Origin of the sequence: Streptococcus sp. D2 (assembly GCF_006385825.1) — a bacterium.
Taxonomy (GTDB): domain Bacteria; phylum Bacillota; class Bacilli; order Lactobacillales; family Streptococcaceae; genus Streptococcus; species Streptococcus shenyangsis.
The window spans coordinates 57,517-78,734 of sequence record NZ_VFSI01000002.1 but is presented as its reverse complement, the minus strand read 5'-3'; the positions used below and the strand labels follow the sequence as shown (position 1 = coordinate 78,734).

Here is a 21,218-nt window from a genome sequence, read left to right as displayed (position 1 = left end):
TTCTAGGAGGTTGTTCTTGCTCTCTGACCTCCAAGATTTCACTTTTTAGGTTTGCTAATTCTTCTAGTTCTATGGTTCTAACCTCTCTTTCTATATTCAGCCCGTGCTATACTGCTAAAAGTGCGGTCTAGCTCCTCAATAGGCAATGGTTCAACTGTCACGCTGTTGGCTATCTTTGTTAGTTCATAGGCTGTCTCTAGGTCACAATCAACCCACTTATTGAAGAGTAAGCCTACAAATCGTGTCAGTGCTACGTTGCGCCCTCCCTCATCTCCAAATCCGTTGAAAAGCGTGTCAATAATCCTCATGGTCATAGATTTCTGACCGCTTGGCCTCGGAGTGTATGGAAGGCTTGTAGCATTCCGTTTGACTGGTTCAGCCGTTGTCTGTGGTACTGGATAATCAAGTCCATGCTCCACAATCTTTTGATAACTTGCTGGGTCGCCTGTTGTTACTGGTAGCCCTTGAAGTTGTGACCATGTTAAACTGGCCATATCAAAGGGTAATCCAATCTTGTCAGCAATCTCTTTCACTACCTGCTTATAGGTTGCCTCATTCATCACGTTGTTAGGCTTCACTACAAGGCGAAAACGGGGCTTTTCTAAGCTATGTTTGATAGTCGGGTATAAGATGTAAGAGTAGCCAAATAAAGCGCTAGAAACGGCCTTTATAAAACCCTCAGCCGTCCCCTGTATATCATCATAATCAAGGAAAATCAAATCCCGATAGATTAGACTGGGGTTGTTTCGCTTGTAACTGCCATGCTTTTCTGGCGTCACTTTGCCACTTATACAGTAAGGCGCTTGTGTACGTTTAAATTCTTCAATGTTTGCCCCTTCAGGGACTACCAAAGGCTTAAAGCGTTCAATGTACTGGAACGGCTCAATTTTATCAAATGGATAGACAAGATTACCCTGAAAGCCTCTAGCCTCGTAAATCGTCATATCAGCTCCCTTTCCGACGTTTCTTCCTCAGTTTCTTCAGTTGTTTCCGTTCTTTGAGTTGCTTCAACTTTGGGCGTCTGACCTTGGTTTTATCTTCCTTGGCTAACTTCATACCAGCATAAGCTGGCTCTGTCATGTATCTACCCATTTTCCACCCCCAAAAACTTCCAGATGTCAGTTATTTTATAATAAACCTTTCTTGTATCTTCAAGCGGTGGATGGTATCGCCTTAGCCCTGCTTTTTCCCACTTTTGGAGTGTCAGATATTTTATATCTAACTCGCCCATGACTTCCTGGGCTGAGATTAAACCTGTCAGTCGTGGTTTGACTGTATCACGCGCTTCCAGGTATCTTTCCACTACCTCCAGAATGCCATGCGCTAGGTCTTGCTCGCTTTCTCGGCTTAGGCTAAACATATCCGCCCACCTCCTTCAAGGTTTCTTTGTAGCTTTCTAGGTCGCTATTCATCAACACCGATAGGCGCTTTTCTTCTTCTCGTATCTGATTGTAAAATGTTTTTGCTCCGTCCAGTAGCTCCTCTTTGTTAGCTGGGATAAAATATCCTCTAAATGTCCCATGGCGAACCCCAACAATAGGAACGCTATGGCGCGTGATTAGACGACTGATAATATCTTGCACGGTTCTTTCTGCTAGTTTGGTGAGTAGGCTGATTTCTGCCCCTGTTATGGAGTTCTCAGCCCCTACCTTGATTAGTCTTAATACTCGTTTGTCATTCTCTGATAGACTCATTCAATTCCTCCCCATACATTGACCCCTGCAAGCTGGATATATCGCCCATAATCAGGGTTTAAATCCTCGCTAGGTGTTTCTATCGTCTGTTGGTTTTCTCGCTCAAATTGGGCGCTTTTTTTGCGGTCTCGGTGGTTTAGATAAAGCAATATGCCAATCGATACCACGGTAACAAAAATCGCCTGTATGTTGGTTAAATCTAGTTCGTTCATGTTATGCCCTCGCCTTATAGTTCTTGATAAATTCCGCTTGTTTAGGTTGTTCCATATTCAGCAAGTTGTCTTCGGCTTGTGCCATTTCTTTAATATCTTTAGTCATGGTATGCCTCCAGCTCTTTAGCGTCGTCATTGTTCAAAAGCAAAAAGGCTATTTCATTTAGACGATCGTATAGCTTTTCATTCTGGGCGTATGCTGTATCAGTGTATTTTTTAGCAAGCCATAAGAACATGGTTGTATCTTTCTGTAGTGCAAACTCAAGCCCTTCAAGAGCTAGGTTATTCATTTCTAAAACATTCATGATGTCGGTTAATTCGTTCCCTAATTCTGCTAGTTTCTTAGCCGATAATAGAACTTGTTGGCTTGATGTTGCTTTTTTTGTTGTCATGTTTTTTACCTCTTTTTCTATCTTTTTATACTTGCCACGATGGCTTTTTAATACTTTTTTCTTGCCTACAGCCTCACGCTCTCGGTCGCCAAATTTCTGAGCGTGGGGCTTTTTTGAGTTGTTTCTTATACAGGATATCCTCACGCTCAGACTCGCCAAATTGAAAGCGTGAGAAAGTACCAGTTTTAAGAGTTGGCGCTCTCCGTATGGTCAAATTGCCCTAAATATGCTATAATCTATGTATAAATCTTTACTAAAACCTCTTTGATAATAGCTTGCCTGCTTTGTTAAATTCGTTTTAGTGTTAGTGTGAAAGGCTCTGCGGTGTGGTTATTGCTAAGCCTTTTTTGTTGCTCTCACGCGCTTCTTTGGCGTGTTTTTTTATTTCTGAATGCCATAGCTTTGATTTCCTGATAACTCATATTCAAGCCAATCATGGCTATTACCATATCCTCAAAGGCTTGATATTGCTCCAGCTCGTCACTTGTCAAGCTATCGATGCCATTATAGCCCCCACGTTCTTCCCTTAACTGCTTAGCGTTCCTGTCGGTTACTGCTTTCAGTAGCAGGTTGTTCATGGTGCTATGCGCGTGCTTTGGTGCTTGTTCCCAGTTCTCAATACTGTCATGCAGTGTTTTTCTTTTTGGCTTTTCTAGCGCCCTCTGCATACGAAACTTAGAAAGTTCCTCACGCATTTCAAAGAATGCTTTGACCAGGTTGGTTTTGAAGTTGGCCACTTGCTCGGTATTCTTTAAGAATGTAACTAACAAGGTCGCTTGTTGCTCATTCAAAATATAGTCCTTGGTATTCTGGCCACTCTCCCTAGCTTGGATTTTAAATCCAACCTTTCCGAACTGTTCAAACCTTGCTTGATGTTTGCGGATCGTCTTGGTTATTGTGTGATGTTGCAATCCCGTGCATTCTGCCACAATACTGCTCAGTGTATACGGCTCTTTCTTTCCGTCCATATAGACTAGTTCCATCGGTTTGCTCCTTTCTAAGCAAGTTCGTTTTTTTTCGTACTTTTTCCTAAAAAAATAAGATCAGGGGAAATATTATAAAGTGAAGTTAATTCTCTTAGTAAATCAACAGGAATTTTAGTACTATCTTTTTCGTACTTTGCGATAGTTTGAAAACTTCTATTGATTTTTGAACCAACTTCACGTAACGTATAACCAGCAGAAACTCGCGCTCCTTTTAAAGTAATCTGTTTCATTAAAAAAATCCTTTCTAAAATTCTAATTGAATTGTACTATTATTTTCGTACTTTGTCAATAATTAAATTAAAAAATATTATTATTTTCGTACTTTTTCTATTTTATTGTGTTACAATGAAGTTAGGAAATTTAGGAGGAGGTAAATATACATGGCAAAAAATAGCCCTCAAGATATTAAAAATAGACTCTATTTCTCTGCTAGATTAAATAGACTTATGAAAGAACAAGGTAAAAGACAAATTGACTTACATAATGATTTAGGTATTCCAAAAAGTACGCTAACAGGTTATGTCAAAGGTAGGTCAATGCCAAATACTGAAAACCTCCAAAAAATTGCTGACTATTTTAAAGTAGAGGTCTCAGATATTGACCCCCGTTTTTTTGTTCATGATTCAGAGGTTATTTTAAAGAGTGAGCAGCCTGTTATTGATTTTGTTACAATGTTTGAGTCTTTATCAGAAAGAAAACAAAAGAAATTATTTAAAGGTGTTATAAAAGATTTAGAGCATGATAATTTACCTCATGATTTTTTAAAAGAACCCTCTGACCTCGTTACTCATTTAGGTTCGCAGTTAGATGAACTACTGAGAGCGAAGAAAGAGCGAGAAATGCTTGAAAAAGAAAATAAAATGCTTGAGGAAGAAATTAGAATTTTAAAAATTTCTAATGAATACACCTTAATAGACCCTAAAGATACTGAAGCTATTAAGGATTTTAGAAATAGTCATTCAGAAGAAGATATTATTAAAGTTGAAGAATTACTTAATAAAAAAAAGCAACCATAGCAAAACAGGATGGCCGAAAAAGTCGATTATGCGATCTATAGCATACCACGCGCCACAATATAGAAAATATTTTAAGAGAGGAAACGTATGGAAGATTTAAGTAAAAGATTAGTTAATAAAAGTATTGAGGCTTTTATTATGGGGATTGAAATATATAACAAACCTACAATTAAGTATAGAATTGAGGGTTTTAGTTTTTTTATCTGTAACGCCTGGGAATTAATGCTAAAGGCTTATATCATTAATAATGATGGTGAAGAATCAATATATTTTAAGGATAGTAAGGATAGAACGATATCATTAGAAAATGCAGTTGAAACAGTATTCCCAGATAAACATGGATCATTACGAAAAAATCTAATTCGAATTATAGAACTTAGGAATACTAGTACCCACTTCATAACAGAAGATTATGAACATATCTATGCCCCATTATTTCAAGCATGTGTTTCTAATTATATTTTAAAAATGCAAGAGTTTCACAATGAGGATATCACAAAACAAATTGCACAAAATTTCTTGACTTTATCAGTCCGCATCGACCAACTTAATCAAGAAGAAATTCGAGCCAAGTACTCTCCTAAAATGGCTGAACGTATACTTGCCGAGCAAGATAAAATTGAAAGTGAAATATATACTAATAATTCTGCCTATGCTGTACCTGTTGAAACTCGATTTTATATCACTAAGCTAGAACAAGATGCTGATTTATTTGTTAAACTTGATAAGACTGCGGAAACGAGTATAGGTATAGTTAGAGAGATTAAAGATCCAAACGCTATCTATCCATTAACTACTAGGGAAGTTATTAAAATTGTTAATAGACATCTCAAATCGAAAGGGATTTTATTAACAAAAATAGTCGGTGGAGAAAAACAAAAAAAGACGTTTACAACAAACGACTTACAACTTTTTAATACATTTTATGATATCAAGACAAATCAACGTTATTGCTACCATTATAAAATTGGTAATCGATACGGCTACTCTCAAATCCTCTGCGATTTTATAATTGAGGAAATCGAACGAAATCCTGAAACGTTCGTAGAAAACTTGAAAAAAAGACAAAAAAAATAAGATAACCCCAGGCATATGTGAATTCTCGTCCATTGACTTACTCCCCTTTGGGAACACAACGTTAATCCTTCGCAAGTTATCTTGTTAATTCTATTATACCACGCGCGTGGGAAATGTAAAGTGTTTTGTTAGCTAACTGGTAAACTAACTTTAGAAAAAACTATCAAAAAACACTGTAAAATAAGTGTTTTTACCACTTAACAATTAAGCATAGAATTTACCTATCTAACTTGTTAAACTTGAATACAGGGCAAACTATGAAGCCCTAGCATGATATAAAACCTTTTTGATAATAGCTTGCCTGCTTTGTTAAATTCGTTTTAGTGTTAGTGTGAAAGGCTCTGCGGTGTGGTTATTGCTAAGCCTTTTTTGTTGCTCTCACGCGCTTCTTTGGCGTGTTTTTTTATTTCTGAATGCCATAGCTTTGATTTCCTGATAACTCATATTCAAGCCAATCATGGCTATTACCATATCCTCAAAGGCTTGATATTGCTCCAGCTCGTCACTTGTCAAGCTATCGATGCCATTATAGCCCCCACGTTCTTCCCTTAACTGCTTAGCGTTCCTGTCGGTTACTGCTTTCAGTAGCAGGTTGTTCATGGTGCTATGCGCGTGCTTTGGTGCTTGTTCCCAGTTCTCAATACTGTCATGCAGTGTTTTTCTTTTTGGCTTTTCTAGCGCCCTCTGCATACGAAACTTAGAAAGTTCCTCACGCATTTCAAAGAATGCTTTGACCAGGTTGGTTTTGAAGTTGGCCACTTGCTCGGTATTCTTTAAGAATGTAACTAACAAGGTCGCTTGTTGCTCATTCAAAATATAGTCCTTGGTATTCTGGCCACTCTCCCTAGCTTGGATTTTAAATCCAACCTTTCCGAACTGTTCAAACCTTGCTTGATGTTTGCGGATCGTCTTGGTTATTGTGTGATGTTGCAATCCCGTGCATTCTGCCACAATACTGCTCAGTGTATACGGCTCTTTCTTTCCGTCCATATAGACTAGTTCCATTGTGGTTCTACCTCCTGCATGAATCGGGTTAGCTTGCTTGTCAGACGGCTCTTCTCGTCCATATTCTGAGCCTCTGCAATAGCTTTGGCTAGTGTATCGATATAATACCGCTCTGCCTCTGCCAACGTGTCAGGGGCTTTTATAGTGGTCTGTGGTTCTTCCACCAGTTCCCCAGCCATGTAGTAGCCATTTAGTCGGATTTCTTTCAGAATGTGCTTGACCACTTTTTTAAACTCTTTTGCTAGTGGTTTGCGTGACTGCGATAATACTTCATAGACTCCGAACTCTGTCAGCATATTCATTTCTCTTTTTTGACCTGCCCTATATATTACATAGGTCAGCTTTTCATCATCATCTACCCGTTTTAGTAAATCTGTGGTGTTTTGGATTTCAATCATCTCAGCAACCTCTACCGCTACAAATAACGGATTTTGAATGTCTCCATAAACATCAAAGTGTTTAGATCCAAATCGTTGAGTTGTCACAACTTCCAAAACTTCCTTTTTGTTGTGTGGTTCTCCTTTGGGAAAGAAGTTCCCAAAAAAATCACATAAATCTTTTTGCTGTGTTGTCATGTCTTGCTTAACCTCTCTGTATAACTTGTTTAGTCTTTTTCTGCTTTCCTTGTTGGGCTTATGTTTGCCCTGTGCCCACTTGCCAACTGTTCGGGGGTCTATGCCTATCCGTTGGCCAATAGCTACCAAGTTCAGCCCGTGAGTGGTTCGCATTTCATCGATGACCCTTGTATAGTTCCTCTTCATTGCTTGCCTGCCTTTCTTAATCTTCTGGTGTTAGTAGTTCATCAATAGAAACACCTAGATAGTTAGCAATCTTTAGCAAGGTTTCAATATCTGGGCGCTTAGTACGCTCATAGTATAAAGCTGTGAGTGTGCTTTTTGATAGCCCTGTTTCTCTTGCAACATCTGCCACCTTCAAGCGTTTCTTTGCTAAAATAACACGCATATTATTTTTCAAATCTCTATCCTCCTTTTTTGAGTTTTGTTATATATTAGCGATATCGCTAACAAAAAACATATTACACTACTCTAAAACATTTGTCAATAGTCTGTTATATTTTTTTGTTGTTTGTTTTTTTTAACAATATCGGTTATAATTTAGCTACGGAGGAAACTTACAATGATTAAGACAAATTTCGCTGTACTAATGGCCGAAAGAGGTCTGAAGATAGCAGACGTTTATGAAGATACTGGTATTTCTAAAACCACTCTGATGGCTCTATCAGAAAATACTGGGAAAGGTGTTCAATTTGATACCGTTGATAAGTTATGTAATTACCTTGGAATAGAACTAAAAGATTTTTTTGTATATAGTCCTTATATCTGGAAGGTTTACAATAAAGATAACTATGAGTATAAAGAAGACGGGGATAATGTAATCGCGATTAACCTAAAATCTCCTCATAGTGAGAGGATTTATATCGCTAAATTATTCTTTTTCTCCCCTAAACATATTGATTCTCCAACTGATGACGATAGTATCAAACTGTGGGTACGCCTTTCACTAGATGAAGATAGCGGAAACTTTGGGTATAAGGAATTCTATAATTTTATTTCATCGTTACCCGTTGGATTTCAAACACATTTTTATAATGATGTAATTGAGGTGCTAAAAAATCACTATCTCAATTCTAAAACAGTGATTTCTGCATATAGGTATGATTTTCACCCCACAAAAGAGTATCTAACGGAAATTTCTCTAAATAAAAACGACAAGGTGATTATTTCATTTTTTGATGATTATGGAAGTTCACACGCACCTAAAGAAGTTCAAGTGGACAAAACTATCAAAATTGACTAACCCACGCGCCACAATGTTCAACAATCCTGAAGCGCATGGATTCTCGGGCTTCGCTCGAGCTTCAAGCCTATATAAGCTCTATATCTACCAATTTTGTTGATGTCGACAAATGTCAACCACTTACAATATTTTAGAAAGGACTACCTTATTATGGAACTCCAACAGTACGATGAATTAACTTTTGAAAATATCAAACACATAGACGAAAATGGAGTAGAATTTTGGTACGCTCGGGACTTACAAAAGACCCTTGAGTATACAGAATGGAGGAACTTTCTTCTAGTAATTGATAAGGCAAAGATAGCTTGTGATACCGCCAAAAACCCCATTGTAGAGCATTTTGTTGACGTCAACAAGTCAATTTCAGATGTCAACAAATGTCAACTACTCACAATATTTTAGAAAGGATCTCATGAACGAATTACAATTCTTAATCTATACTGCTGAAAACGATAGCGAGACAGCTAGTGTCATCATCAAAGGCGAAACAATTTGGGCTAGTCAGAAAGAAATGGCTCGCTTGTTTGATGTCGGTGTTCCTGCAATTAGTAAACACCTAAAAAATATCTTTGAAGAGGGCGAATTAGAAGAAAAAGCAACTATTTCCAAAATGGAAACAGTTCAAATAGAGGGTAGTCGTGAAGTTGTACGCCAAGTTGATTTCTATAACCTTGACGCCATCATTTCAGTTGGTTACCGTGTCAATTCCCAAAAAGCTACGAGATTTAGACAGTGGGCTACTTCGGTACTTCGTGAGTACATGATAAAAGGGTTCGCCATGGATGACAACCGTCTGAAACAAGGCGAAAACTTGCTGGAAAAAGACTATTTCCGTGAGCTCTTGGAGCGCGTGCGCTCTATCCGAGCTAGTGAGCGTCGTATATGGTTACAGATTACAGATATTTTTGCAGAAATCTCTATTGACTATGACCCACAAAGTACATTGACTAAGCAATTCTATGCTGATGTACAGAATAAGTTTCATTATGCAATCACTGGCCAAACTGCTGCGGAAATTATCTACACGAAAGCAGACCATACAAAAGACAACATGGGACTTACAACATGGAAAAACTCCCCTAATGGTCGCATACTGCAAGCAGATACCCAAATAGCAAAGAATTACCTAACAGAAAAACAGATCCGTTCCCTTGAAAGAGGAATATCTAGCTATTTTGATTACCTGGAAAGACAGATAGAACAGCGAAAAGCTCAGACAATGCAACAACTAGCCCAAAGCATTGACCGCTTTTTAACTTTCCAAGAATACGATATTTTAGAAGGTCATGGGAAAATCACTTCCAAGGTTGCGAAAGATAAAGCAAAAGCAGAATACCAGCTATTCAACAAAACCCAAAAGATAAACTCGGATTTTGAAAAAACTTTAAAACAGCTAACTGACGATAAAAAACTTTAAATACAGGCTTACTTACTATAAACAAGCTCATAATAGCACCATATCCGTCTTGTTCCCTACTCTGGTATTATTTACCGCCTGACTCTTTAAAATCGAATGTGGGGCAATCTATGAAGCCCTATCATGATTTAAACCACAATCTAAAACCTTTTTGATAATAGCTTGCCTGCTGATGTATTTTAGAAAGGTTTATCATCATGAAAATAACTGAAGTTATAAAAAAAGACGGTAGTAAAGTCTATCGTGCTAATGTATATCTAGGAATTGACCAAGTAACAGGAAAGAAAGTTAAAACTAAGGTAACAGGGCGGACACAAAAGGAAGTTAAGCAGAAAGCTACTCAAGAAAAAATTGCTTTTCAAAAAGCAGGATCCACTAGACAAAAGGCTAGCACCATAAAAAACTATCAAGAATTAGCCAATCTCTGGTTAGAAAGTTATAAGAATACGGTTAAGCCAAACACTCAAGGCAATGTTAGAAAGCTAATTGATAATCATATATTGCCTATTTTTGGGGCTTACAAGCTCGATAAGCTCACTACTCCACTTATCCAGTCCATTATCAACGAACTTGCTGACAAGACTAATAGAGGGGAAAAAGGGGCTTTTCTACACTATGACAAGATACATGCTTTAAACAAACGTATCTTACAGTATGGCGTAACCATGCAAGCTATACCGTCCAATCCTGCGCGTGATGTTGTTTTACCTCGTAACACTCAGAAAGCAAGGCGGAAAAAAGTAAAGCACTTTGAAAATCAAGAACTAAAAAAATTTCTTGGTTATCTCGATAATTTAGATACTCATAGATACCGTTATTACTATGAGACGACGCTCTATAAGTTCCTATTGGCTACTGGTTGCCGTATCAATGAGGCTCTAGCGCTTAGCTGGTCTGATATTGACTTAGATAATGCCGTTGTGCATATTACCAAAACACTAAATCGGGATTTAGAAATCAATAGCCCAAAATCTAAGGCTAGTTATCGGGATATAGATATAGATCAAGCGACTGTTAGCATGCTAAAGCAGTACAAACTGTGCCAAACTAAAGAGGCCTGGAAGATAGGGCAACGTGAAAGCGTGGTATTTTCTGATTTCATTCATGAGTATCCTAGCAGTTCAAGACTTAAAAGAAGATTGCAAACACATTTTAAGCGTGCTGATGTTCCTAACATTGGCTTTCACGGATTCCGTCACACTCACGCTAGTCTCTTGCTTAACTCTGGAATACCATACAAGGAACTCCAGTACCGCCTAGGTCATTCCACTTTATCAATGACCATGGATATATATAGCCACCTCTCAAAAGAGAACGCAAAAAAAGCAGTATCATTCTACGAAACTGCACTAAAAGCACTATAGGGGGAGCAAAAAGGGGAGCAAATTTAAAAATCAACATTTCAAGACAAAGTAAAAATCCAATAGCAACAGGATTTTTGTTAGATTTATTTTGAAAAAGGCCGATTTTGTAGTATAATAGTACGGTGTGAAAAAATCTGAAAAATGAGAAAGGATAAGGGATATGAAACAAGTTTTTCTCTCTACAACAACTGAATTTAAAGAGATCGATACACTTGAACCGGGTACTTGGATCAATCTCGTCAATCCAACTCAAAATGAATCACTCGAAATCGCTAACGCCTTCGATATCGATATTGCCGATCTTCGAGCACCGCTCGATGCGGAAGAAATGTCTCGTATTACCATTGAAGACGAGTATACCCTGATTATCGTAGACGTACCGGTCACAGAGGAAAGAAATAACCGCACCTACTACGTAACCATCCCGCTTGGTATTATCATCACCGAGGAAACCATTATCACTACGTGTTTGGAACCATTACCAGTCCTCGATGTCTTTATCAACCGTCGCTTGCGTAATTTCTACACCTTCATGCGTTCGCGTTTCATCTTCCAGATTCTCTATCGCAATGCAGAGCTTTACCTAACAGCTCTTCGTTCGATTGATCGCAAGAGTGAGCAAATCGAAAGTCAACTGCATCAATCAACTCGTAATGAAGAATTGATTGAGCTCATGGAATTGGAAAAAACCATCGTCTATTTCAAGGCTTCCCTCAAAACGAATGAGCGTGTGATTAAGAAATTGACCAGCTCAACCAGCAATATCAAGAAATACCTTGAGGACGAAGACTTGCTTGAAGATACCCTGATTGAAACTCAACAGGCTATCGAGATGGCAGACATTTATGGAAACGTCTTGCATTCTATGACAGAGACCTTCGCCTCTATCATTTCCAACAACCAGAACAACATCATGAAAACCTTGGCCCTTGTGACCATCGTCATGTCCATCCCAACTATGGTCTTTTCTGCCTACGGGATGAACTTTAAGGATAATGAAATCCCTCTAAACGGTGAGCCAAATGCCTTCTGGTTAATCGTCTTTATCGCCTTTGCTATGAGTGTCTCGCTCACTCTCTATCTCATCCATAAAAAATGGTTCTAAGAGGAGTTCCTATGTCTCAGATTGATCTACAAAAATTAACAAAGAAAAATCAAGAATTTATCCACATCGCTACCCAACAATTCATCAAAGATGGAAAAACAGACGCTGAAATCAAGACTATTTTTGAGGAAGTCATTCCTCAAATCCTTGAAGAGCAAGCCAAAGGTACGACTGCTCGCTCCCTCTATGGCGCACCAACTCACTGGGCTCACAGCTTCACTGTCAAGGAGCAATATGAAAAAGAGCATCCAAAAGAAAATGATGATCCAAAACTCATGATTATGGACTCAGCCCTTTTCATCACTAGCCTCTTCGCCCTCGTCAGCGCCCTCACAACCTTCTTCTCAGCAGATCAGGCTATCGGTTACGGTTTGATTACCCTCCTGCTAGTTGGACTGGTTGGTGGATTTGCCTTCTACTTGATGTACTACTTCGTTTACCAATACTATGGACCAGATATGGACCGCAGTCAACGTCCACCTTTCTGGAAATCTGTACTGGTTATCCTAGTTTCTATGTTCCTTTGGTTGCTTGTCTTCTTTGCAACAAGCTTCCTACCAGCTAACCTTAACCCCGTACTTGCTCCATTGCCACTAGCTATTATCGGAGCAATTCTCCTAGCCCTTCGCTTCTATCTCAAGAAACGCTTGAACATCCGCAGCGCAAGTGCAGGACCAACACGCTATTAAGAAGAATCATAAAAGCAACTGCAGGTGCGGTTGCTTTTTTACTACTTTCCTGATTTAAAAGCATTCTTCTGAAATCCCACATAGCTTTCTCTCATCTTTTGTGATAGAATAGGCTCATACTCAATGAAAATCAAAGAGCAAACTAGGAAGCTAGCCGCAGGCTGTACTTGAGTACGGCAAGGCAAAGCTGACGTGGTTTGAATTTGATTTTCGAAGAGTATCAATCTATTTCTAGGAGGATGAGATATGGTTTCTACTGTTGGTATTGTTAGTTTATCTAGTGGCATTATAGGAGAAGACTTTGTCAAACACGAAGTGGACTTGGGTGTCCAACGTCTCAAGGACTCAGGACTTAATCCTATCTTTTTACCCCATTCGTTAAAAGGCTTAGACTTTATCAAGGACCATCCTGAAGCGCGTGCAGAGGATTTGATGCAAGCCTTTTCCGATGATAGCATCGACATGATCCTATGTGCCATCGGTGGAGACGACACCTATCGTTTGTTGCCCTACCTTTTTGAAAATGACCAACTAGAAAAGGTTATTCAACAAAAGATTTTTCTTGGCTTCTCGGATACAACTATGAACCATCTCATGTTGCATAAACTAGGAATCAAGACTTTTTATGGTCAATCCTTCTTAGCAGACATTTGTGAATTAGACAAGGAGATGTTGCCCTATAGCCTTCACTACTTTAAAGAATTGATTGAGACGGGAAGAATCTCAGAAATCCGCCCTAGTGACGTTTGGTATGAGGAACGAACTGATTTTAGTCCCAAGGCTCTAGGAACACCTCGTATCAGTCATACAAATACTGGTTTTGACTTGTTACAAGGAAATGCCCAGTTCGAGGGGGAAATCCTCGGCGGTTGCCTCGAATCCCTCTACGATATCTTTGACAACTCTCGATACGCAGATAGCACGGAGCTCTGCCAAAAATACAGACTTTTCCCTGACTTGTCAGACTGGGAAGGAAAAATCCTCTTGCTAGAAACAAGCGAAGAAAAGCCTGAGCCGGAAGACTTCAAAAAGATGTTGCGGACTTTAAAGGACACTGGCATATTCGCGGTCATCAGTGGACTCCTGGTCGGAAAACCTATGGATGAAACTTTCTATGGCGACTATAAAGAGGCACTATTGGATATTATTGACAGCAATATCCCGATTCTCTATAATCTAAATGTTGGCCACGCAACTCCAAGAGCAATTGTCCCCTTTGGCGTCCATGCCCATGTAGATGCACAGGAGCAAGTCATTCGCTTTGACTATAACAAAAAATAAATAGTTTCTCTATTTTTGTGCTTTTGTATTCGTTTTCGTTACAATTTGTATCTGAATTTATTGCATTTCGCTAATTTCTATGTTATCCTTTTGAAGGAGGTGTATATGACAAAACAAAAAATTAATCGAATCGTAGGTTCTATTGGTGCCTTTATTGGAATTATAGTATTTATTGCCTACATACCTCAAATTATCGCTAATTTACAGGGAAATAAAGCTCAACCATTTCAACCTTTATCAGCTGCTATATCTTGCTTAATCTGGGTTATTTATGGATGGACAAAGGAACCTAAGAAGGATTGGATACTAATCATTCCAAATTCAGCTGGTGTTATTTTAGGTGGAATCACTTTTTTGACTTCACTCTAACAAATCTAATAGTATATATAAAAAGCTGGGAAAAGTTTCTCAGCTTTTTTCTATATTCTATTCTCAGATATGCGAGTTACCTGTACACACTAATGACCGCTTTTCCACTCACAATCGTTCTCATGGTCATCAACCAGGCCTGCAGCCTGTAGAAAAGACAAGACGGCGACTGGGCCTGTGAACTTGAAGCCTCGTTTTTTGAGATCTTTGGCTAATTTCTCAGATAAGGGGGTTTTAGCTGGGGCTTGGCGGTAATCGGGAACATCGTTAACGATCGTTTTCCCCTCAACAAAGGACCAAAGATAGGCATCAAAAGAGCCATAGTCTTCCTGTAGTCGTAAAAAGGCTTGGGCGTTAGTGCGTGTAGCAAAAATCTTGGCTCTATTTCGAATGATGGATGGATTATCCAGCAAGGCTTCCAATTCAGTGTCGGTCATCTCTGCGACCGCTTGAATTTGATAGCTATGAAAGGCTTCTCGGAAAGCTTGGCGTTTGTTGAGTACCGTTTCCCAAGACAGGCCTGCCTGATAGGTTTCCATACACAACAACTCAAACAATGCTTGGTCATCATGGAGGGGCTGGCCCCACTCCTCATCATGATAGGCAATGTAGAGCGGATTGGTCATCTTGACCCACGAACAACGTTTTGTCATGCTCTGCTCCTATTTGACCAACATTTTAAGGGCAGACTTGATATAGTTCTCAGCTGTATCTGTCGTTCCTTCAAAGAATTTCTTGATTTTCTTGAGCTCAGTTGCCTTGTAGCCTAGCGCCAACATGGCTTCCATAGCTTCTTCCAATTCTTGGTTTTCAGCGCTAGCTTGCACTGCCACCTTGGCAGGAAGATCATCTCCTGCAACTACTACCTTGCCTTCCAAGTCCAGCACCATCTGCTGGGCTGTTTTCTTGCCAATTTTAGGGAACTTGGTCAAGTAGGTGATGTTCTTTGTTTCGATGGCTTGAACCAAGCCAGCATTGTCATCAGCAGCAATAATAGCAAGAGCTGATACAGGACCAATCCCAGAGACCGAAATCAGACTAAGAAAGAGCTTTTTCTCATCCTCTGAGCGAAATCCATAAAGCAGATGGGCGTCCTCACGCACGACCTGATGAACATAAATTTGAGCTTCTTGGTTAACCTGACCTGAATAGGCATAAGGATTGGCCACATGCAAGATATAGCCGATACCGTTGACTTCAAGAACAATGTATTTGGCAGTGATTTTGGTGATGATTCCTTTTAGATATTCGTACATAGTTTTCCTTTTAGTTTAATATTTCCCCAACTCACGGAGACTGGTGTGATTTTCCTGAATGCGTCGGAACATCTTTTCCATATCCGACTTGGTAAAATGCACCAAAACAGGACGTCCGTGGGGACAGTTATAGGGATTGTCACATTGAGAAAGTTGATAAAGGAGCTGTCTGGCCGAATGATCGTCAATACGATGGTTGGCCTTGATAGACCGTTTGCAGGACATCATAATAGCCAGCTCTGCTCGGTATTTCTTGATAGAAACTTCCTTGGTCAAAAGGAGCATGTCGCACATCTCATAGATGCCTGACTCAATCTCCTCCTCTGCCATCCAAATAGGATGTTCACGTAAGATGAATTGATTTTCTCCGTACTCTGCTAGAAAGACGCCCACTTCCTCTAAAAGTGCCATTCTTTCCTTGAGACGAAGGGCATCATCCGCTGGAAATTCAAAGATATAGGGCACTAGGAGTTGCTGCTGGCTCTGGTCAACATTGCCAATGCTTTCACGATACTCCTCGTACTTGACCCGTTCCTGAGCCGCATGTTGGTCTATGATGTAGAGCCCATCTCGCCCTTGGGCAAAGAGATAGGTTCCATGCATTTGTCCGAAAAATTCCAACTCTGGGAAGCTGGATGATTCTTCTCGCTCCAGCTTGTCATAGGCCTTATCCAAACTGGCTAAATCTAGCTCTGGATGGTCTAGTTGGTCATAATTAACAGGCTTTCTCTCTGCAAAATGCAGTTTTGCTGGCTTGGTTAGCTGATCCAAGGTTTCCTTGGCAAATAAAGTCAAATCCTGTCCTTCATCAGTCAATTCTACCTGATAATCAGCCACCTCAGCTTGACTAGGTCTTGTCGGATCAGTATTCTCATAGTAGAGCGTATTTTCTTTGAGCGGGAGAATGGTCTGCTCCACCTTTTGACGATTACGCACAGTCGATTTGGCAAGATTTTCCAAAGCATCTGGGATCAAGGTTTGTTCCTTGAGACTATTAGAAATAGCTTCTGAGACCAGCGTCATCAGTTCTTTTTCCTTAGAAATCCGCACCTCTTGCTTGGTTGGATGCACATTGACATCCGCTAGATAAGGGTCGATATGGATGTGAATGACAGCCAGTGGAAAACGTCCCACCATGAGCTTACTTCCATAGCCGTCTAGAATTGCACGGTTAAGCAAAAAGTTCTTGATATAACGGCCATTGATGAAGAGACTGATATAGTTACGGTTGGCTCGAGTTAACTCAGGCAAGGACACAAAGCCAGAAATTTCGAAATCAAGGTCAGAATTCTCAATTTCAATCATCTTCTTTGCACTCGCCAAACCGTAAATCCCTGCGATTGCTTGGCGCAGTTGACCAGTCCCAGCTGTCCGCGTCATTTCCTTACCATCACTAATCAAGCTAAAAGAAATCTCATGATGGGCCAAGCCCAGACGGTTGACAATATCAATGATATGAGACAACTCTGCTTGCTGGCTCTTCATATACTTGAGGCGGGCAGGCGTATTGAAAAAGAGATCCTCCACACAAACCTTGGTTCCCACAGGACTAGTCGCTGGGATGACTTCTTCAACTTCTCCCCCACGCGCGACTAACTTGGTTCCGTGACTTGCGCCCTCAACTGCTGTCAAAAGAGTTAAAACGCTGACGGATGCGATAGAAGGCAGAGCTTCACCACGAAAACCAAGCGTGCGAATTCGAAAGAGGTCTGCTTGATTTTTTATCTTACTGGTCGCATGACGACGCAGAGCCAATCCCACCTCATCGTGGGCAATTCCATGACCATTATCTGTGATTTGAATTTTCTTGAGACCTGCTTCCTCAATCTCAATGATAATCTGACTAGAACCCGCGTCAATGGCGTTTTCTACCAGCTCCTTAACAACGCTAGCTGGACGCTCGATAACCTCTCCAGCGGCAATCTGGTTTGCCAGCACCTCTGGTAATTCAATAATATGAGACATCTTTCAGCCCCTTTCCGTATCTATTTTCCTAGAAATTGATTAGTGCTATTATACCATATTTCAGATGGGACAGAGAAACAAGCACCACATAGAAGCCAAATCCCTCCACATAGACAAAGTCCCTTGCCAGGTGTCGTAAAATAGTGTTTAATAAAGGTATACAAGAAGTGATCACAATTTTGTATGAAAAACAAGGAGAGAAATTTATGAAAGTAGAACTACAGATTAGTGAAACTTACGAAGAGGAAAAGCTGATTGTTCAAGCACCTCAGCCGACAGATAAAATCCAGAAAGTCATCGAGTTCGCAGAAAATCTGGATCTAACAGAAAAAATCAAAGGGAAAATCGATAATCAGGTCTATCTAGTTAAGGTTGGCAAGATTCAACGCTTCTATATCGAGAATCGGAAGGTTCTAGCAGAAACCGCGAGTCAGACCTACAGCATTGATTTGCGACTCTATCAGGTCCTTGAAATTCTGCCAACCAATTTTATCCAAATTTCCCAATCAGAAATCATCAATATCGATTCCATCTCTCATCTCAAGCTCACCCCCAACGGCCTAGTAGAAATTTTCTTGAAAAACGAAAGCTTCACCTACTCTTCACGCCGTTATCTAAAAACCATCAAGGAGAAATTAGAACTATGAAAAAACAAATCTTCCACGACGCAGCTACTGGTGTCCTCATCGGTCTCATCCTCTCTATCATCTTTTCACTCATTTATGCACCAAGTACCTACGCCCCGTTAAGTCCCGACTCTCTCATCGGACAAGTGATGACTCAACATCAAGTTCACGGTGCCTTGGTCTTGCTCTACTGCACACTGATCTGGGCAGCCATCGGTATTCTCTTCAACTTTGGCAAGCGATTATTCAGTCGTGACTGGAGCTTGCTCCGTGCAACTCTGACCCATTTCTTCCTTATGCTAGTAGGATTTATCCCATTAGCAACCCTAGCAGGTTGGTTCCCCTTCCACTGGATTTTCTATCTCCAACTCATTATCGAGTTTGCGATTGTCTACCTCATCATTTGGACTATTTCCTATAAAAGAGCATCAAAAAAAGTAGACCATATCAATCAACTCTTGGAGCATAGAAAGTAGGAACTACCTAGGATAAATAAAAAGTCAAGCCGAAGCTTAACTTTCCAACTCATACAAATCTGCAATAATAGCTGCGACACGTTTGATATCTTCCAGCATGCCTCGCATTTCAAAGTCAGCCAAGACAGGGAAACCAAAGCGTTGGCTGTATTGCTTGGCTGTCAGGCAGTATTGGTTATTAAAGTTACGATTTCCTGAACCAACCACACCAAAACACTTACTAGCATTGTCACCATAGGCGATAAAATCCCCCACTGGTGTCGTCAAGATCTCGACATCTCCGTTATCAAGGCCATTCCCACCTTCTAGGTAGGTCGGTAGAAAGGCGATGTAAGGGTGGTCCATTTCATAGAAATCGTGACCTTCCTTGATCAAATCCTTAATATGAATCTTTTGAACCTCAATTCCCTCGTACTGGGACAAGAGATAGTCTTTCAAGCGCGTCACAAAACTCTCAGTATTGCCACTCAGACTGATATAGACTAAAGAAATTGTCTTCATATTTTACCTCCATAATTTTATCTATAATCGAAAAATAACTACCAAGATTGTAACTTGATAGTTATTTTTTGTCAATACTTAGGCAAACTCTCCTGTTTCCTCTTCTTCAGCCAAGGCTTTTTGTTGACGCCACATCTTATAGAAGACAAGGGCTAGGAAAAGAACATTGATGACGATAGAGAAAATGCTAACGGCTTGTGAAATAACACTTATCCCTAAACGCATGGTCTCATCGTGAACTAACTGCACAGCGTCTTGTAAAGTCACATAGCTATAAATCGAACCAATAATGGCTAGCAAAACATAGCCGACATAAGTATAGTTTGCATATTGTAAATTCTTACGAATAAGGAATACAATCGCTACTACCACTAAAATAGCAGATAACACAATCAAGGCCATATTAAAAATAGAATGAGTTGATTCTGCTACTCTATAGCTGTAATTAAGCTGGTCTTCTAATTGCTGAGCACTAATCCCTTCAATAGTTTTCTGACTCGCACGAAAGGCTTCTTTGCTAGGCAAGGGACTCAACATTCCAAATAGAGACGCAGCTGAAATCAGAGCAGACAAGATTAGCAAGACCCATAGATAAATCGGTTTCTTTTTCATGATAGAACCTCCTGATATTATTATTGATATTATAGCACCTTTTGTAAGGGAATACAAATCTTATAGTATAGTTTCTACCTGTTTTCGGTAGGCTTTTGGCGATTTTCCGCACAATTTTCGGAACACTTTATAGAAATATCCCACGTTACTGTAACCAACAGCATAACAAATATCTTCGATACTGTCACTAGTCGAAAGCAAGAGTTGTTGGGCAGCCTTAATGCGTTGTTTGTTTAGTAACTCTGCGAAAGTCGAATTGGTTTCTCGCTTAATCAACTGACCTAGATAGACAGGATTGATAAAAAGATCCTTACTGATATCCTTGAGCGAAAGTTCTTTCTGATAATCACGCCCAATAACTTCCAGTACACTGACCACATTTTCATTCATGCGATATTGCCCAAAAAATCGGGTCAGAGTTTCCTTAATATAAGGAACCAATTCATCAAAGGATTGAATAGCATGAATGGTTTTGACGATATCCGTCATATCATCAGCTTTTAGATGTTCAAACAAGTGAAAAACATCCATGACAAACTGGATAAAAAGCTGTTTGGTAATCGGAACACGGGGTGTATTTTCAAGAACCACCTTCTCCAAGAGGTTTAACTCTTCTACGATTTGGTTGAGATCCCCCTGAATGATAACCCTATAAATCGGTTCGTAATAGGCAAAGAGACTCTGAGACTGTTTTAAATTTACAGAACCGTAAAAGAGGGCTTTCTCAGCATTCAGCTTCCAGCGTTCAAAGTGTTCTTGATAAGGAGCTTCAAAGGGAGTAACGACTAAACCATCTAGGGGTTGATCAGAAATAAAAATCTGCCAATCTTGTCCTAACACATAGTAGGGAATGGTGAAAGAGCCTTGTTTTTCCTTGGATAGGCCTATCCACCAATTCTCCTTACCACCTAAATAACTAACAAATCCAGCCTCATCTAAATCTTGACTGAGGGTCTGACTTTTCTTTCCTCTCTCGCCGAGCTGACCTGCAATCTTCTCCAGCAGATTTCCCAACTCTACCTTATCAACAGGCTTGACCAAATAGTCCACCACACTAAGGTTCATTGCTCTTTTTACATAATCAAACTCCTGATAACCTGAGAGCAGGATATAGGCAGCTTCAGGTAAAATTTCTTTCATCTCCCGAATCATATCAAGCCCTGTTTTGTCAGGCATATTGACATCGGAAATGACCACATCGACGGGATTGTTCTGAACATATTCTAATGCTTCATCGGCATGACTGGCTGTTGCGACGACCTCCATATCCCACTTATCAAAGGGAATCAAACGTTTCAGACCTTCTGTCACCATGTACTCATCATCTACTAATAATACTTTATACATTTTCTCCCTT

General features: G+C 39.9%; 28 protein-coding genes and 1 pseudogene. 12 read left to right on the top strand and 17 right to left on the bottom strand.

The features are described 5' to 3' along the window. Positions 1–77: 77 nt before the first annotated feature. From FJR73_RS01475 to FJR73_RS01445, 8 genes are all read right to left on the bottom strand, one after another. Positions 78–944 carry a primase alpha helix C-terminal domain-containing protein gene (locus FJR73_RS01475; RefSeq protein ID WP_140832919.1) on the bottom strand — a complete coding sequence of 289 codons (867 nt, stop codon included), beginning with the start codon at positions 942–944 and terminating at the stop codon, positions 78–80. 1 nt (position 945) lies between these two features. Further along, positions 946–1,092 carry a hypothetical protein gene (locus FJR73_RS10120; protein WP_000534152.1) on the bottom strand — a complete coding sequence of 49 codons (147 nt, stop codon included), beginning with the start codon at positions 1,090–1,092 and terminating at the stop codon, positions 946–948. After that, entirely contained in the window at positions 1,085–1,360 is a 276-nt protein-coding gene (locus FJR73_RS01470) for a hypothetical protein (RefSeq protein ID WP_000492141.1), read from the bottom strand. The genes FJR73_RS10120 and FJR73_RS01470 overlap by 8 nt, the downstream gene beginning before the upstream one ends. Further along, positions 1,353–1,694, bottom strand: coding sequence for a DNA-binding protein (locus tag FJR73_RS01465; protein WP_140832917.1), 342 nt, complete (start codon positions 1,692–1,694; stop codon positions 1,353–1,355). The genes FJR73_RS01470 and FJR73_RS01465 overlap by 8 nt, the downstream gene beginning before the upstream one ends. Further along, positions 1,691–1,906: a hypothetical protein gene (locus tag FJR73_RS01460; RefSeq protein WP_140832915.1), complete on the bottom strand. Its 216-nt coding sequence runs from the start codon at positions 1,904–1,906 to the stop codon at positions 1,691–1,693. The genes FJR73_RS01465 and FJR73_RS01460 overlap by 4 nt, the downstream gene beginning before the upstream one ends. 98 nt (positions 1,907–2,004) lie before the next feature. Beyond that, the gene (locus tag FJR73_RS01455; protein ID WP_049531945.1) at positions 2,005–2,298 is read right to left on the bottom strand and encodes a hypothetical protein; all 294 of its coding nucleotides are present in this window, start codon (positions 2,296–2,298) and stop codon (positions 2,005–2,007) included. Between the two features lie 356 nt (positions 2,299–2,654). Further along, positions 2,655–3,281 carry a Rha family transcriptional regulator gene (locus FJR73_RS01450; protein ID WP_140832913.1) on the bottom strand — a complete coding sequence of 209 codons (627 nt, stop codon included), beginning with the start codon at positions 3,279–3,281 and terminating at the stop codon, positions 2,655–2,657. A 14-nt stretch (positions 3,282–3,295) separates the two neighbouring features. Then, on the bottom strand, positions 3,296–3,514 hold the full coding sequence (locus FJR73_RS01445; RefSeq protein WP_000809990.1) for a helix-turn-helix domain-containing protein: 219 nt from the start codon (positions 3,512–3,514) through the stop codon (positions 3,296–3,298). A gap of 150 nt (positions 3,515–3,664) precedes the next feature. Between FJR73_RS01445 and FJR73_RS01440 the strand changes: the two genes are divergently transcribed. Beyond that, positions 3,665–4,300, top strand: a complete 636-nt coding sequence (locus FJR73_RS01440; protein WP_001107582.1) for a helix-turn-helix transcriptional regulator — start codon at positions 3,665–3,667, stop codon at positions 4,298–4,300. Between the two features lie 87 nt (positions 4,301–4,387). Next, positions 4,388–5,377: a DUF3644 domain-containing protein gene (locus tag FJR73_RS01435; RefSeq protein WP_000389890.1), complete on the top strand. Its 990-nt coding sequence runs from the start codon at positions 4,388–4,390 to the stop codon at positions 5,375–5,377. A gap of 378 nt (positions 5,378–5,755) precedes the next feature. Here FJR73_RS01435 and FJR73_RS01430 read toward each other — a convergent pair whose 3' ends face one another. The 3 genes from FJR73_RS01430 to FJR73_RS01420 are packed head-to-tail and all read right to left on the bottom strand — an operon-like array spanning position 5,756 to position 7,357. Further along, complete coding sequence (locus tag FJR73_RS01430; protein WP_140832913.1) at positions 5,756–6,382, bottom strand: Rha family transcriptional regulator; 627 nt, start codon at positions 6,380–6,382, stop codon at positions 5,756–5,758. Further along, complete coding sequence (locus FJR73_RS01425) at positions 6,373–7,143, bottom strand: BRO family protein (protein ID WP_000828329.1); 771 nt, start codon at positions 7,141–7,143, stop codon at positions 6,373–6,375. Before FJR73_RS01425 ends, FJR73_RS01430 begins: the two co-directional genes overlap by 10 nt. A gap of 16 nt (positions 7,144–7,159) precedes the next feature. Continuing rightward, complete coding sequence (locus FJR73_RS01420) at positions 7,160–7,357, bottom strand: helix-turn-helix transcriptional regulator (RefSeq protein WP_140832911.1); 198 nt, start codon at positions 7,355–7,357, stop codon at positions 7,160–7,162. A 162-nt stretch (positions 7,358–7,519) separates the two neighbouring features. Here FJR73_RS01420 and FJR73_RS01415 point away from each other — a divergent pair, with 162 nt between their 5' ends. The 8 genes and pseudogenes from FJR73_RS01415 to FJR73_RS01375 all read left to right on the top strand — a co-directional run bounded on the left by FJR73_RS01415 (position 7,520) and on the right by FJR73_RS01375 (position 14,425). After that, positions 7,520–8,200 carry a helix-turn-helix transcriptional regulator gene (locus tag FJR73_RS01415; RefSeq protein ID WP_084954500.1) on the top strand — a complete coding sequence of 227 codons (681 nt, stop codon included), beginning with the start codon at positions 7,520–7,522 and terminating at the stop codon, positions 8,198–8,200. 150 nt (positions 8,201–8,350) lie between these two features. Beyond that, positions 8,351–8,563, top strand: a pseudogene (locus tag FJR73_RS10500) (BRO family protein); the annotation flags it as partial. A 49-nt stretch (positions 8,564–8,612) separates the two neighbouring features. After that, positions 8,613–9,617, top strand: coding sequence for a virulence RhuM family protein (locus FJR73_RS01405; RefSeq protein ID WP_088848292.1), 1,005 nt, complete (start codon positions 8,613–8,615; stop codon positions 9,615–9,617). Between the two features lie 197 nt (positions 9,618–9,814). Next, on the top strand, positions 9,815–10,981 hold the full coding sequence (locus tag FJR73_RS01400; RefSeq protein ID WP_140832909.1) for a site-specific integrase: 1,167 nt from the start codon (positions 9,815–9,817) through the stop codon (positions 10,979–10,981). Between the two features lie 160 nt (positions 10,982–11,141). Further along, on the top strand, positions 11,142–12,086 hold the full coding sequence (locus FJR73_RS01395) for a magnesium transporter CorA family protein (RefSeq protein WP_000815623.1): 945 nt from the start codon (positions 11,142–11,144) through the stop codon (positions 12,084–12,086). Positions 12,087–12,097: 11 nt separating this feature from the next. Beyond that, positions 12,098–12,775, top strand: a complete 678-nt coding sequence (locus FJR73_RS01390; protein WP_140832907.1) for a DUF1129 domain-containing protein — start codon at positions 12,098–12,100, stop codon at positions 12,773–12,775. Between the two features lie 246 nt (positions 12,776–13,021). Continuing rightward, positions 13,022–14,056 carry a S66 peptidase family protein gene (locus FJR73_RS01380; protein ID WP_140832905.1) on the top strand — a complete coding sequence of 345 codons (1,035 nt, stop codon included), beginning with the start codon at positions 13,022–13,024 and terminating at the stop codon, positions 14,054–14,056. Between the two features lie 105 nt (positions 14,057–14,161). Beyond that, positions 14,162–14,425 (top strand): SemiSWEET family transporter, encoded by a 264-nt coding sequence (locus FJR73_RS01375; protein WP_000166114.1) that lies wholly within the window; start codon positions 14,162–14,164, stop codon positions 14,423–14,425. An 89-nt stretch (positions 14,426–14,514) separates the two neighbouring features. Here the strand turns inward: FJR73_RS01375 and FJR73_RS01370 are convergent, their stop codons facing one another. Genes FJR73_RS01370 through mutL form a run of 3 tightly spaced genes read right to left on the bottom strand, consistent with a single transcriptional unit; the run spans position 14,515 to position 17,646 of the window. Further along, positions 14,515–15,078, bottom strand: a complete 564-nt coding sequence (locus FJR73_RS01370) for a DNA-3-methyladenine glycosylase I (RefSeq protein ID WP_000166599.1) — start codon at positions 15,076–15,078, stop codon at positions 14,515–14,517. A 9-nt stretch (positions 15,079–15,087) separates the two neighbouring features. Next, entirely contained in the window at positions 15,088–15,681 is a 594-nt protein-coding gene (ruvA, locus tag FJR73_RS01365; protein ID WP_000273423.1) for a Holliday junction branch migration protein RuvA, read from the bottom strand. A gap of 15 nt (positions 15,682–15,696) precedes the next feature. Then, the gene (gene mutL, locus FJR73_RS01360) at positions 15,697–17,646 is read right to left on the bottom strand and encodes a DNA mismatch repair endonuclease MutL (RefSeq protein WP_140832903.1); all 1,950 of its coding nucleotides are present in this window, start codon (positions 17,644–17,646) and stop codon (positions 15,697–15,699) included. 206 nt (positions 17,647–17,852) lie between these two features. Between mutL and FJR73_RS01350 the strand changes: the two genes are divergently transcribed. Both FJR73_RS01350 and FJR73_RS01345 read left to right on the top strand, forming a co-directional pair. Next, positions 17,853–18,293 (top strand): LytTR family DNA-binding domain-containing protein, encoded by a 441-nt coding sequence (locus FJR73_RS01350; protein ID WP_000861963.1) that lies wholly within the window; start codon positions 17,853–17,855, stop codon positions 18,291–18,293. Next, entirely contained in the window at positions 18,290–18,748 is a 459-nt protein-coding gene (locus tag FJR73_RS01345) for a DUF3021 domain-containing protein (protein WP_140832900.1), read from the top strand. Before FJR73_RS01350 ends, FJR73_RS01345 begins: the two co-directional genes overlap by 4 nt. Before the next feature lie 36 nt (positions 18,749–18,784). Here the strand turns inward: FJR73_RS01345 and nrdI are convergent, their stop codons facing one another. From nrdI to FJR73_RS01330, 3 genes are all read right to left on the bottom strand, one after another. Then, positions 18,785–19,249 carry a class Ib ribonucleoside-diphosphate reductase assembly flavoprotein NrdI gene (nrdI, locus tag FJR73_RS01340; protein ID WP_140832898.1) on the bottom strand — a complete coding sequence of 155 codons (465 nt, stop codon included), beginning with the start codon at positions 19,247–19,249 and terminating at the stop codon, positions 18,785–18,787. A 78-nt stretch (positions 19,250–19,327) separates the two neighbouring features. Then, a complete protein-coding gene (locus tag FJR73_RS01335) occupies positions 19,328–19,861 on the bottom strand; it encodes an ABC transporter permease (RefSeq protein WP_140832896.1) in 534 nt (177 codons plus the stop codon). A gap of 60 nt (positions 19,862–19,921) precedes the next feature. Continuing rightward, positions 19,922–21,208, bottom strand: coding sequence for a response regulator transcription factor (locus FJR73_RS01330; protein ID WP_140832894.1), 1,287 nt, complete (start codon positions 21,206–21,208; stop codon positions 19,922–19,924). Between the last annotated feature and the right edge of the window lie 10 nt (positions 21,209–21,218).

Coding starts and splice junctions, on each gene's coding strand:
- FJR73_RS01430 (WP_140832913.1), bottom strand. CDS start 6,382: ATGGAACTAGTCTATATGGACGGAAAGAAAGAGCCGTATACACTGAGC.
- FJR73_RS10120 (WP_000534152.1), bottom strand. CDS start 1,092: ATGGGTAGATACATGACAGAGCCAGCTTATGCTGGTATGAAGTTAGCC.
- FJR73_RS01345 (WP_140832900.1), top strand. CDS start 18,290: ATGAAAAAACAAATCTTCCACGACGCAGCTACTGGTGTCCTCATCGGT.
- FJR73_RS01465 (WP_140832917.1), bottom strand. CDS start 1,694: ATGAGTCTATCAGAGAATGACAAACGAGTATTAAGACTAATCAAGGTA.
- FJR73_RS01475 (WP_140832919.1), bottom strand. CDS start 944: ATGACGATTTACGAGGCTAGAGGCTTTCAGGGTAATCTTGTCTATCCA.
- FJR73_RS01395 (WP_000815623.1), top strand. CDS start 11,142: ATGAAACAAGTTTTTCTCTCTACAACAACTGAATTTAAAGAGATCGAT.
- FJR73_RS01390 (WP_140832907.1), top strand. CDS start 12,098: ATGTCTCAGATTGATCTACAAAAATTAACAAAGAAAAATCAAGAATTT.
- ruvA (WP_000273423.1), bottom strand. CDS start 15,681: ATGTACGAATATCTAAAAGGAATCATCACCAAAATCACTGCCAAATAC.
- FJR73_RS01380 (WP_140832905.1), top strand. CDS start 13,022: ATGGTTTCTACTGTTGGTATTGTTAGTTTATCTAGTGGCATTATAGGA.
- FJR73_RS01445 (WP_000809990.1), bottom strand. CDS start 3,514: ATGAAACAGATTACTTTAAAAGGAGCGCGAGTTTCTGCTGGTTATACG.
- FJR73_RS01415 (WP_084954500.1), top strand. CDS start 7,520: ATGATTAAGACAAATTTCGCTGTACTAATGGCCGAAAGAGGTCTGAAG.
- FJR73_RS01470 (WP_000492141.1), bottom strand. CDS start 1,360: ATGTTTAGCCTAAGCCGAGAAAGCGAGCAAGACCTAGCGCATGGCATT.
- FJR73_RS01400 (WP_140832909.1), top strand. CDS start 9,815: ATGAAAATAACTGAAGTTATAAAAAAAGACGGTAGTAAAGTCTATCGT.
- FJR73_RS01350 (WP_000861963.1), top strand. CDS start 17,853: ATGAAAGTAGAACTACAGATTAGTGAAACTTACGAAGAGGAAAAGCTG.
- FJR73_RS01405 (WP_088848292.1), top strand. CDS start 8,613: ATGAACGAATTACAATTCTTAATCTATACTGCTGAAAACGATAGCGAG.
- FJR73_RS01450 (WP_140832913.1), bottom strand. CDS start 3,281: ATGGAACTAGTCTATATGGACGGAAAGAAAGAGCCGTATACACTGAGC.
- FJR73_RS01460 (WP_140832915.1), bottom strand. CDS start 1,906: ATGAACGAACTAGATTTAACCAACATACAGGCGATTTTTGTTACCGTG.
- nrdI (WP_140832898.1), bottom strand. CDS start 19,249: ATGAAGACAATTTCTTTAGTCTATATCAGTCTGAGTGGCAATACTGAG.
- FJR73_RS01425 (WP_000828329.1), bottom strand. CDS start 7,143: ATGAAGAGGAACTATACAAGGGTCATCGATGAAATGCGAACCACTCAC.
- FJR73_RS01455 (WP_049531945.1), bottom strand. CDS start 2,298: ATGACAACAAAAAAAGCAACATCAAGCCAACAAGTTCTATTATCGGCT.
- FJR73_RS01375 (WP_000166114.1), top strand. CDS start 14,162: ATGACAAAACAAAAAATTAATCGAATCGTAGGTTCTATTGGTGCCTTT.
- FJR73_RS01370 (WP_000166599.1), bottom strand. CDS start 15,078: ATGACAAAACGTTGTTCGTGGGTCAAGATGACCAATCCGCTCTACATT.
- FJR73_RS01440 (WP_001107582.1), top strand. CDS start 3,665: ATGGCAAAAAATAGCCCTCAAGATATTAAAAATAGACTCTATTTCTCT.
- FJR73_RS01435 (WP_000389890.1), top strand. CDS start 4,388: ATGGAAGATTTAAGTAAAAGATTAGTTAATAAAAGTATTGAGGCTTTT.
- FJR73_RS01335 (WP_140832896.1), bottom strand. CDS start 19,861: ATGAAAAAGAAACCGATTTATCTATGGGTCTTGCTAATCTTGTCTGCT.
- FJR73_RS01330 (WP_140832894.1), bottom strand. CDS start 21,208: ATGTATAAAGTATTATTAGTAGATGATGAGTACATGGTGACAGAAGGT.
- mutL (WP_140832903.1), bottom strand. CDS start 17,646: ATGTCTCATATTATTGAATTACCAGAGGTGCTGGCAAACCAGATTGCC.